This window comes from Cellulosimicrobium sp. JZ28, from assembly GCF_015327065.1.
In the GTDB taxonomy this organism is placed as follows: domain Bacteria; phylum Actinomycetota; class Actinomycetes; order Actinomycetales; family Cellulomonadaceae; genus Cellulosimicrobium; species Cellulosimicrobium funkei.
The window spans coordinates 2,504,560-2,515,731 of sequence record NZ_CP017660.1 but is presented as its reverse complement, the minus strand read 5'-3'; the positions used below and the strand labels follow the sequence as shown (position 1 = coordinate 2,515,731).

Annotated in this window: 6 protein-coding genes and 3 rRNA genes; all 9 read left to right on the top strand. The window is 65.3% G+C overall.

Annotation, left to right across the window (positions count from 1 at the left end; all coding sequences use genetic code 11):
* Positions 1-462 precede the first annotated feature (462 nt).
* Positions 463-1,983, top strand: a 16S ribosomal RNA gene (locus BJP59_RS11495).
* A 470-nt stretch (positions 1,984-2,453) separates the two neighbouring features.
* A 23S ribosomal RNA gene (locus tag BJP59_RS11490) occupies positions 2,454-5,561 on the top strand.
* Positions 5,562-5,657: 96 nt separating this feature from the next.
* A 5S ribosomal RNA gene (gene rrf, locus BJP59_RS11485) occupies positions 5,658-5,774 on the top strand.
* The 16S, 23S and 5S rRNA genes sit together here, the layout of an rRNA operon.
* Positions 5,775-6,105: 331 nt before the next feature.
* Positions 6,106-6,402, top strand: coding sequence for an Asp-tRNA(Asn)/Glu-tRNA(Gln) amidotransferase subunit GatC (gene gatC / locus BJP59_RS11480; RefSeq protein WP_021480419.1), 297 nt, complete (start codon positions 6,106-6,108; stop codon positions 6,400-6,402).
* 1 nt (position 6,403) lies between these two features.
* On the top strand, positions 6,404-7,942 hold the full coding sequence (gene gatA / locus BJP59_RS11475) for an Asp-tRNA(Asn)/Glu-tRNA(Gln) amidotransferase subunit GatA (protein WP_194520981.1): 1,539 nt from the start codon (positions 6,404-6,406) through the stop codon (positions 7,940-7,942).
* Entirely contained in the window at positions 7,939-9,444 is a 1,506-nt protein-coding gene (gatB, locus tag BJP59_RS11470; RefSeq protein WP_021480421.1) for an Asp-tRNA(Asn)/Glu-tRNA(Gln) amidotransferase subunit GatB, read from the top strand. Before gatA ends, gatB begins: the two co-directional genes overlap by 4 nt.
* A 5-nt stretch (positions 9,445-9,449) precedes the next feature.
* Positions 9,450-10,055 carry a GNAT family N-acetyltransferase gene (locus BJP59_RS11465; RefSeq protein WP_043654210.1) on the top strand — a complete coding sequence of 202 codons (606 nt, stop codon included), beginning with the start codon at positions 9,450-9,452 and terminating at the stop codon, positions 10,053-10,055.
* 254 nt (positions 10,056-10,309) lie between these two features.
* Complete coding sequence (gene uraD, locus BJP59_RS11460) at positions 10,310-10,807, top strand: 2-oxo-4-hydroxy-4-carboxy-5-ureidoimidazoline decarboxylase (protein WP_021480423.1); 498 nt, start codon at positions 10,310-10,312, stop codon at positions 10,805-10,807.
* The gene (gene uraH, locus BJP59_RS11455; protein WP_021480424.1) at positions 10,804-11,172 is read left to right on the top strand and encodes a hydroxyisourate hydrolase; all 369 of its coding nucleotides are present in this window, start codon (positions 10,804-10,806) and stop codon (positions 11,170-11,172) included. The genes uraD and uraH overlap by 4 nt, the downstream gene beginning before the upstream one ends.

Here is an 11,172-nt window from a genome sequence, read left to right as displayed (position 1 = left end):
CAGGGAGGAACAGACACCGCCTCGAACGATCGAGGGTGGCTGGTCCCGGGGTCGAAACCCTTCCACCGCATGGCGTAGAGTGTTCTCTGCCCGCGACGAGGAAGACCACGGTGACTGGACCACGGCGAACAGCCGGGGTTGAGGAGCCGGGGAAGACCTGGTAAGGTTGAAGGGTTGCCCCAAGCGAGGTTCTACCCGGTCGGGTGGTGCTGAGTTGGTGTGTGCCGGTTGTTTGAGAACTCAACAGTGTGCTTGTTAGTCAATGCCAAATTTTTTGTCCCTGTGGCATGGCTGGCCTGGTTGCCCGTCGGGTGGTTGGGTTGGTTGTGTCTGGGATTCCTTTGGTTGATTTCGGAAGATGATGTCATCTTTCGTGTTGATGCCAGTTTTGTGAACCCTGTTGGGGTTCGCTTCGTATGGATTGTTCACTGCCGGGTTTGTCCTGGTGGTGGGCGTTGTTCATTTACGGAGAGTTTGATCCTGGCTCAGGACGAACGCTGGCGGCGTGCTTAACACATGCAAGTCGAACGATGATGCCCAGCTTGCTGGGCGGATTAGTGGCGAACGGGTGAGTAACACGTGAGTAACCTGCCCTTGACTTCGGGATAACTCCGGGAAACCGGGGCTAATACCGGATATGAGCCGCCTTCGCATGGGGGTGGTTGGAAAGTTTTTCGGTCAGGGATGGGCTCGCGGCCTATCAGCTTGTTGGTGGGGTGATGGCCTACCAAGGCGACGACGGGTAGCCGGCCTGAGAGGGCGACCGGCCACACTGGGACTGAGACACGGCCCAGACTCCTACGGGAGGCAGCAGTGGGGAATATTGCACAATGGGCGAAAGCCTGATGCAGCGACGCCGCGTGAGGGATGAAGGCCTTCGGGTTGTAAACCTCTTTCAGCAGGGAAGAAGCGCAAGTGACGGTACCTGCAGAAGAAGCGCCGGCTAACTACGTGCCAGCAGCCGCGGTAATACGTAGGGCGCAAGCGTTGTCCGGAATTATTGGGCGTAAAGAGCTCGTAGGCGGTTTGTCGCGTCTGGTGTGAAAACTCGAGGCTCAACCTCGAGCTTGCATCGGGTACGGGCAGACTAGAGTGCGGTAGGGGAGACTGGAATTCCTGGTGTAGCGGTGGAATGCGCAGATATCAGGAGGAACACCGATGGCGAAGGCAGGTCTCTGGGCCGCAACTGACGCTGAGGAGCGAAAGCATGGGGAGCGAACAGGATTAGATACCCTGGTAGTCCATGCCGTAAACGTTGGGCACTAGGTGTGGGGCTCATTCCACGAGTTCCGTGCCGCAGCAAACGCATTAAGTGCCCCGCCTGGGGAGTACGGCCGCAAGGCTAAAACTCAAAGGAATTGACGGGGGCCCGCACAAGCGGCGGAGCATGCGGATTAATTCGATGCAACGCGAAGAACCTTACCAAGGCTTGACATGCACGAGAAGCCACCAGAGATGGTGGTCTCTTTGGACACTCGTGCACAGGTGGTGCATGGTTGTCGTCAGCTCGTGTCGTGAGATGTTGGGTTAAGTCCCGCAACGAGCGCAACCCTCGTCCCATGTTGCCAGCGGGTTATGCCGGGGACTCATGGGAGACTGCCGGGGTCAACTCGGAGGAAGGTGGGGATGACGTCAAATCATCATGCCCCTTATGTCTTGGGCTTCACGCATGCTACAATGGCCGGTACAAAGGGCTGCGATACCGTAAGGTGGAGCGAATCCCAAAAAGCCGGTCTCAGTTCGGATTGGGGTCTGCAACTCGACCCCATGAAGTCGGAGTCGCTAGTAATCGCAGATCAGCAACGCTGCGGTGAATACGTTCCCGGGCCTTGTACACACCGCCCGTCAAGTCACGAAAGTCGGTAACACCCGAAGCCCATGGCCCAACCGTTCGCGGGGGAGTGGTCGAAGGTGGGACTGGCGATTGGGACTAAGTCGTAACAAGGTAGCCGTACCGGAAGGTGCGGCTGGATCACCTCCTTTCTAAGGAGCTACCAACCCTCGTCCGCTGGTGTTTGCTGGTGGGTGGGTGGTTCAGGTGCCACGCCATCGCCGTCCGTGTGGTGGGTGGTTGCTCATGGGTGGAACATTGACGAAAGAGCTTTCTTGGTCTTGCTGGTGTCAGTACCTGCCGGCTCGCACGTGCCTCTTCGGGGGTTGGTGTGGGTGGTGGTGGAACATCGCGGGTGGGACCTGGGGGGCTTGTCGAGCACACTGTTGGGTCCTCAGGTCACCGGCCACCGGTTGGTGGGGTGCCTGGTACGGGCCGGTCCTTGGACCACGAACCGCTTCGTCTGCGCTCTTGTCTGAGGGTGTGGGTGGGGTAGGCGGGTCTGGTGGGGTCGGGGTCGTTGGTTGTTTGAGAACTGCACAGTGGACGCGAGCATCTTTGTAAAGATCAAGACGCACCCTTTGGGGTGTGGTTCTTGGTTCTCTGCAGTTTTGTTGTTTTTGTTGAAGTTTTTAAGGGCACAGGGTGGATGCCTTGGCACTAGGAGCCGAAGAAGGACGTGGTAGCCTGCGATAAGCCTCGGGGAGCTGGCAAACGAGCTGTGATCCGAGGGTTTCCGAATGGGGGAACCCCGCACGAGTCATGTCGTGTGACCCGCACCTGAATATATAGGGTGTGTGGAGGGAACGTCGGGAAGTGAAACATCTCAGTACCGACAGGAAGAGATATTCCGTGAGTAGTGGCGAGCGAAAGCGGATGAGGCCAAACCGGGCGCGTGTTCAAGCTGTCAGGCGTTGCGTGTTCGGGGTTGTGGGACCCTTCTGGTGGATCTGACAGTCCACCGGGGAGTAAGAAAGCCGTGTCATAGTCGAACCGCATTGAAAGGCGGACCACAGACGGTGCGAGTCCGGTAGACGAAATGGTGCGGCCTCCCGAAGGGGATCCCAAGTAGCACGGGGCCCGAGAAATCTCGTGTGAATCTGGCAAGACCACTTGCTAAGCCTAAATACTACCTAGTGACCGATAGCGGACCAGTACCGTGAGGGAAAGGTGAAAAGTACCCCGGGAGGGGAGTGAAATAGTACCTGAAACCGTGTGCCTACAATCCGTTGGAGCCTCCTTGGCTGGGGTGACAGCGTGCCTTTTGAAGAATGAGCCTGCGAGTTAGTGCTCAGTGGCGAGGTTAACCCGTGTGGGGAAGCCGTAGCGAAAGCGAGTCCGAACAGGGCGCCCATAGTCGCTGGGTCTAGACCCGAAGCGAAGTGATCTAGCCATGGGCAGGTTGAAGCGCGGGTAAGACCGCGTGGAGGACCGAACCCACCAGGGTTGAAAACCTGGGGGATGACCTGTGGTTAGGGGTGAAAGGCCAATCAAACTTCGTGATAGCTGGTTCTCCCCGAAATGCATTTAGGTGCAGCGTCACGTGTTTCTTGCCGGAGGTAGAGCTACTGGATGGCCGATGGGCCCTACAAGGTTACTGACGTCAGCCAAACTCCGAATGCCGGTAAGTGAAAGCGTGGCAGTGAGACTGCGGGGGATAAGCTCCGTAGTCGAGAGGGAAACAGCCCAGACCACCGGCTAAGGCCCCTAAGCGTGTGCTAAGTGGGAAAGGATGTGGAGTTGCACAGACAACCAGGAGGTTGGCTTAGAAGCAGCCACCCTTGAAAGAGTGCGTAATAGCTCACTGGTCAAGTGATTCCGCGCCGACAATGTAGCGGGGCTCAAGTACACCGCCGAAGCCGTGGCATCTGCGCTCAACTCAGGCCTTCGTGGTCCAGAGGCGCAGGTGGGTAGGGGAGCGTCGTGTGGGCGGTGAAGCCGCGGGGGAACCCAGCGGTGGAGCCCACACGAGTGAGAATGCAGGCATGAGTAGCGAAAGACGGGTGAGAAACCCGTCCGCCGAATGACCAAGGGTTCCAGGGCCAGGTTAATCCGCCCTGGGTAAGTCGGGACCTAAGGCGAGGCCGACAGGCGTAGTCGATGGACAAGGAGTTGATATTCTCCTACCGGCGAAGAACCGCCCATACCGAGCCCGGTGATGCTGACCGCCCAAACCTGCCCATCGACCCTTCGGGGTCACCGGGCAGGGGCGCGCGGGACCCAATCCGGTAGTAGGTAAGCGTATTAACAGGGGTGACGCAGGAAGGTAGCCCGGCGTGGCGATGGTAGACCACGTCCAAGGCTGTAGGCCGTCGGGTAGGCAAATCCGCCCGACACACAGGTTGAGAGCTGACGGTGAGCGCACAAGCGCGAACTGGGTGATCCTATGCTGCCAAGAAAAGCCTCGGCGCGAGGTTCTAGCCGCCCGTACCCCAAACCGACTCAGGTGGTCAGGTAGAGAATACTAAGGCGATCGAGAGAATCGTGGTTAAGGAACTCGGCAAAATGCCCCCGTAACTTCGGGAGAAGGGGGGCCCGAAGCGTGAACACCCTCGCGGTGGGAGCGTGGACGGCCGCAGAGACCAGGGAGAAGCGACTGTTTACTAAAAACACAGGTCCGTGCGAAGTCGCAAGACGATGTATACGGACTGACGCCTGCCCGGTGCTGGAAGGTTAAGAGGACGGGTCAACCCTTCGGGGTGAAGCTCAGAATTTAAGCCCCAGTAAACGGCGGTGGTAACTATAACCATCCTAAGGTAGCGAAATTCCTTGTCGGGTAAGTTCCGACCTGCACGAATGGCGTAACGACTTCTCCGCTGTCTCAACCGCGAACTCGGCGAAATTGCACTACGAGTAAAGATGCTCGTTACGCGCAGCAGGACGGAAAGACCCCGGGACCTTTACTATAGCTTGGTATTGGTGTTCGGTGCGGCTTGTGTAGGATAGGTGGGAGACCGTGAAGCCCGTACGCCAGTGCGGGTGGAGTCAACGTTGAAATACCACTCTGGCCGCTTCGGATGTCTAACCTCGGTCCGTGATCCGGACCAGGGACAGTGCCTGGTGGGTAGTTTAACTGGGGCGGTTGCCTCCTAAAATGTAACGGAGGCGCTCAAAGGTTCCCTCAGCCTGGTTGGCAATCAGGTGTCGAGTGCAAGTGCACAAGGGAGCTTGACTGTGAGACTGACAGGTCGAGCAGGGACGAAAGTCGGAACTAGTGATCCGGCGGTGGCTTGTGGAAGCGCCGTCGCTCAACGGATAAAAGGTACCCCGGGGATAACAGGCTGATCTTGCCCAAGAGTCCATATCGACGGCATGGTTTGGCACCTCGATGTCGGCTCGTCGCATCCTGGGGCTGGAGTAGGTCCCAAGGGTTGGGCTGTTCGCCCATTAAAGCGGTACGCGAGCTGGGTTTAGAACGTCGTGAGACAGTTCGGTCCCTATCCGCTGCGCGCGCAGGAAACTTGAGAAGGGCTGTCCCTAGTACGAGAGGACCGGGACGGACGAACCTCTGGTGTGCCAGTTGTTCCGCCAGGAGCACCGCTGGTTGGCTACGTTCGGAAGGGATAACCGCTGAAAGCATCTAAGCGGGAAGCCTGCTTCAAGATGAGGTTTCCATACCCTACGGGGTGAGAGGCACCCAGCAGAACACTGGGTCGATAGGCCGGACGTGGAAGCGGGGACGAAAGACCCGTGCAGCTGACCGGTACTAATCAGCCGACAACTTCAACACCAAACACTTTGCTACGCGTCCACTGTGCGGTTCCCGAACCACCAACACCACACCCCCGCACGGGGTGCCCCAGGTGTTGACACGGTTCAACAGAGTTACGGCGGTCACAGCGAAGGGGAAACGCCCGGTCCCATACCGAACCCGGAAGCTAAGCCCTTCAGCGCCGATGGTACTGCCCTGGAGACGGGGTGGGAGAGTAGGACGCCGCCGGACAACCCTTCACCGAAGGCCCACCCCACACGGGGTGGGCCTTCGGCATATCCGCATACCCCCACACCACGCGACGGACGAACCCGTCGTGGCTGCCCCCTCGTCGGCGTCGGTGCTGCCGCCGGCGTCCGCCCGGCGGGTCGCAGGGCGGGGAGTGTGCCACCGTCGAGCCGAAGCGGAGGCAGCGCCCCCGGGCGCGCACCTCGCACCACGCTTCTCCGGACTCCGCGCAGAGCGGCGAACCTGCGCCACCGAGCGCCGGCGGGCGCAGGCTGATCAGGCTGCGGGCCGGCCGGAGGCGGGCCACGGCGCGTGTCCCCACTAGAATGGGGGCATGTCCACCATCTCCCGTGACGAGGTCGCGCGCGTCGCCGCGCTGGCCCGCATCGATCTGCGACCCGAGGAGCTGGACCGGCTCTCCGGCGAGCTCGACGTGATCGTCGACGCCATCGCCAAGGTCAGCGAGGTCGCGACGCCCGACGTCCCCGCGACGAGCCACCCGATCCCGATGTCGAACGTCTTCCGTGACGACATCCCCGAGCCGCCGCTGCCCGTCGAGGACGTCCTCGCGGGCGCGCCCGCGGCGGAGGACGGTCGGTTCTCCGTACCGCAGATCCTCGGGGAGGAGTGAGATGACGGACCTGACACGGCTCTCCGCGGCCGAGCTCGCCGAAGGGCTCGAGGCGCGCGACTTCTCGAGCGTCGAAGCCACCCAGGCACATCTCGACCGGATCGGCGCGGTCGAGGGCGCGGTGAACGCGTTCCTCCACGTCAACACCGACGAGGCGCTTGCGACGGCGCGCTCGGTCGACGACCGCCGCGTCGCGGGCGAGCCGGTGCACCGGCTCGCCGGTGTGCCGATCGCGGTCAAGGACGTCGTCGTGACGAAGGGCATGCCGACGACGGCCGGCTCCAAGATCCTCGAGGGCTGGGTGCCGCCGTACGACGCGACGCTCGTCGAGAAGATCCGCGGCGCCGGGCTGCCGATCCTCGGCAAGACGAACATGGACGAGTTCGCGATGGGTTCGTCGACCGAGCACTCCGCGTACGGCAACACCCGCAACCCGTGGGACCTCGACCGGATCCCCGGCGGGTCGGGCGGCGGCTCCGCCGCGGCGGTGGCGGCGTTCGAGGCACCCCTCGCGATCGGCACGGACACGGGCGGCTCGATCCGTCAGCCCGGGGCCGTCACCGGCACCGTCGGCGTCAAGCCGACGTACGGCGGCGTCTCCCGGTACGGGCTCATCGCGATGGCATCCTCGCTCGACCAGGCGGGCCCCGTCACGCGCACGGTGCTCGACGCCGCGCTGCTGCACGAGCTCATCGGCGGCTACGACCCGCGCGACTCCACGTCGATCCCCGGCCGCGGGCCGGCGCTCGTCGATGCCGCGGTCCAGGGCGCCACGGGCGACCTCTCGGGCCTGCGCGTCGGCGTCGTCAAGGAGCTCACGGGCGAGGGCTACCAGGAGGGCGTGAGCGCGCGCTTCGCGCAGTCGCTCGACCTCCTGCGCGGGCTCGGCGCGGAGATCGTCGAGGTCTCGTGCCCGCACTTCGAGTACGCGCTCGGCGCGTACTACCTGATCATGCCGTCGGAGGCGTCGAGCAACCTCGCGAAGTTCGACGGCATGCGCTTCGGCCTGCGCGTGGAGCCCGAGGAGGGCCCTGTGACCGCGGAGCGCGTCATGGCCGCCACGCGCGGCGCCGGCTTCGGCGACGAGGTGAAGCGCCGCATCATCCTCGGCACCTACGCGCTCTCGGCCGGCTACTACGACGCCTACTACGGCAGCGCGCAGAAGGTCCGCACGCTCATCCAGCGGGACTTCGCCGCCGCCTTCGAGCAGGCGGACGTCCTCGTCTCGCCGACGGCGCCGACCACGGCGTTCCGGTTCGGCGAGAAGCTCGACGACCCGCTCGCCATGTACCTCAACGACGTCGCGACGATCCCCGCGAACCTCGCGGGGGTCCCCGGGATGTCGGTGCCGTCGGGCCTGTCGGACGACGGCCTGCCCGTCGGCTTCCAGATCCTCGCGCCGGCCAAGGCCGACGACCGCATGTACCGGGTGGGCGCCGCGCTCGAGGCCGCCCTGGTCGGCTCGTGGGGCGGACCGCTGCTCGACCGCGCGCCTGCGCTGCCCACGGCCACGAACGCACAGGAGGGCCAGGTCGGATGACCGCCACGACCGTCGACCTCGTCGACTACGCCGACGCCACGCGCCGCTACGACCCCGTCATCGGGATCGAGGTCCACGTCGAGCTCGGCACGCTGACCAAGATGTTCTGCCCGGCCGAGGTGAGCTTCGGCGCCGAGCCGAACACCCAGGTGACCCCGGTCTCGCTCGGGCTCCCGGGCGCCCTGCCGGTCGTCAACGGCAAGGCCGTCGAGTACGCGATCCGCATCGGGCTCGCGCTCAACTGCCAGATCGCCGAGACGTGCCGGTTCGCGCGCAAGAACTACTTCTACCCGGACGTCCCGAAGAACTTCCAGACGTCCCAGTACGACGAGCCCATCGCCTACGACGGGTGGATCGACGTCGAGCTCGAGGACGGGACCGTGTTCCGCGTCGAGATCGAGCGCGCGCACATGGAGGAGGACGCCGGCAAGAACACCCACGTGGGTGGGGCGACCGGTCGCATCCACGGTGCCGAGTACTCGCTCGTCGACTACAACCGCGCCGGCATCCCGCTCGTCGAGATCGTCACGCGGCCGATCACGGGCGCGGGCGACCGCGCCCCCGAGGTCGCGCGCGCGTACGTGCAGACGCTGCGCGACATCTTCCGGGCGCTCGACGTGTCCGAGGCGCGCATGGAGCGCGGCAACGTCCGCGCCGACGTGAACCTCTCGCTGCGCCCGACGCCCGAGTCGCCGCTCGGCACGCGCACCGAGACGAAGAACGTCAACTCGTTCCGCTCCGTCGAGCGGGCCGTGCGCTACGAGGTCTCGCGCCAGGCCGCCGTGCTCGACGCGGGCGGCACGGTGATCCAGGAGACCCGGCACTGGCACGAGGACACCGGCATCACGACGTCGGGCCGCGTGAAGTCGGACGCCGAGGACTACCGGTACTTCCCGGAGCCCGACCTCGTCCCGATCGCGCCGCCGCGCGAGTGGATCGAGGAGATCCGTGCCGGGCTCCCCGAGCTCCCGGTCGCGCGCCGCCGTCGGCTCCAGGGCGAGTGGGGCTACGCCGACGCCGAGATGCGCGACGTCGTGAACGCGGGCGCGCTCGACCTCATCGAGGCCACCGTCGCCGCGGGCACCAGCCCGGCAGGTGCGCGCAAGTGGTGGATGGGCGAGCTCGCGCGCCGCGCCAAGCAGGACGAGGTGGCGCTCGAGGCGCTGCCCGTCACGCCCGCGCAGATCGCCGCCCTGCAGGGTCTCGTCGACGCGGGCCGGATCAACGACAAGCTCGCGCGCCAGGTGCTCGACGGCGTGCTCGCCGGCGAGGGGGACCCGGAGGCGGTCGTCACCGCCCGGGGCCTCGAGGTCGTCTCCGACGACGGTGCGCTGCTCGCCGCGATCGACGAGGCGCTCGCCGCACAGCCGGACATCGTGGAGAAGGTCCGGGGCGGGAACCTCGGGCCCGTCGGCGCGATCATCGGCGCCGTGATGAAGGCGACCCGCGGCCAGGCGGACGCGGGCCGCGTGCGCGAGCTCGTCCTCGAGCGGATCGGCTGACCGCCGTGACGCGCGGACCGGTCGTCCTGGGGGAGATGGTGCGTCTGCGCCCGATCGAGGCGCGGGATGCGGACCGCATGTGGGAGTCGCTGCAGGACCCGGAGGCCAACCGGCTCACGGGGACGACGGCGACCTTCACGCGCGACCAGATCGACGAGTGGGTGGCGACCGTCAGCGACCGGGACGGCCGGTACGACTGGGCCATCACGCCGGGCGCGGTGCGTGACGGGCAGCCGGTGAGCGACGAGCTGATCGGCGAGATCGTGCTCAACGACCTCGACGAGCACGCGCGCTCGGCGAACCTGCGGCTCGCGCTGCTCCCGAACTACCGCGGGCGCGGCTACGGTCGCGAGGCCATCTTCGAGGTGCTGCGGTTCGCGTTCGACGGGTCGACCGACGTGGACGGCGTCCGGCACGAGGGACCGCGCCTGCATCGCGTGAGCCTCGACGTGCTGAGCATCAACCCCCGCGCCCGGATGCTCTACGAGTCGTTGGGCTTCCGCGAGGAGGGTCGGCTGCGCGACGTCTACCGCGACGGCGACGGGTGGGCGGACGCGACGGTCATGAGCATCCTCGAGGACGAGTTCCGGGCGGGCCTCGGCGCGTCCTGAGCCGTCCGCGGGCACGACCGCACGACCGCACGAAGGGCCCGGCAGCATCCGCTGCCGGGCCCTTCGTCGTCCTCCGTTGCCGGGGTGCTCGGGGCGCGACGCTCGCCGCCCGACCCCTGGAGCGGCACCGTGGTTGACATCACCCGACCCACGACGTACATTCATAAGACGGAAACAAACTTCCGAGATGTGGAATTCACTCCGAAGGTTGGGCGGTGTGCCGCCCAGCCCGGTCGTCGAGAGGGAACGCAGCGATGACGCTGGACGAGTTCAACCGGTGGTCGCCCGACGAGGCGCGGGACGCGCTCCTCGCGTGCGCCCACGTGGACCGCTGGGCCGAGGAGGTCGCGGCCGGTCGCCCGTACGCGACCGTGGAGGACGCCGCCGAGGCGGCGCTCACCGCCGCCGACCCGTGGACGGACGACGAGGTCGACTCCGCGCTGGCGCGCCACCCCCGGATCGGCGAGCGGGCCGAGGGGGAGGCCGCGGACGCGAGCATGTCGCGCTCCGAGCAGGCCGGCGTCGACACCTCCGACGACGACGTGACGCGCCGGCTCGCCGAGGGGAACCGCGCGTACGAGCAGCGGTTCGGCCACGTGTTCCTCGTCCGGGCCGCCGGGCGCAGCGCCGAGGAGATCCTCGAGCAGCTCACCGAGCGGCTGGGCAACGACGCCGAGACCGAGCGGGCGAACGCCGCCCGCAACCTGCGCGAGATCGCCGCGCTGCGGCTGAAGGGAATGCTGACGGCATGAGCACCCACGCCAGCCACATCACCACGCACGTACTCGACGCGGCCAGCGGTAGGCCCGCCGAGGGGATCACCGTCCGCCTGGAGGCGGCTCCGGAGATCGCGGAGGGGACGACGGGGCAGGGCTGGTCCCTGGTGGCGTCCTCCCGCACGAACGACGACGGTCGCGTGCCCCAGCTCGGGCCCGAGACCCTCGTCCCCGGTACGTACCGGCTCGTGTTCGACACGGCCGAGTACTTCGACCGGCGAGACACCGTGTCCTTCTACCCGGAGGTCGTCATCGTCTTCCGGGTGGCGAGCGCTGAGCAGCACTACCACGTCCCCGTCCTGCTCAGCCCGTTCGCCTACTCGACCTATCGAGGGAGCTGA

Excerpts from the sequence above, each read along its gene's own strand:
- gatB (WP_021480421.1), top strand. The coding sequence starts at position 7,939 with ATGACCGCCACGACCGTCGACCTCGTCGACTACGCCGACGCCACGCGC.
- uraD (WP_021480423.1), top strand. The coding sequence starts at position 10,310 with ATGACGCTGGACGAGTTCAACCGGTGGTCGCCCGACGAGGCGCGGGAC.
- gatA (WP_194520981.1), top strand. The coding sequence starts at position 6,404 with ATGACGGACCTGACACGGCTCTCCGCGGCCGAGCTCGCCGAAGGGCTC.
- gatC (WP_021480419.1), top strand. The coding sequence starts at position 6,106 with ATGTCCACCATCTCCCGTGACGAGGTCGCGCGCGTCGCCGCGCTGGCC.
- uraH (WP_021480424.1), top strand. The coding sequence starts at position 10,804 with ATGAGCACCCACGCCAGCCACATCACCACGCACGTACTCGACGCGGCC.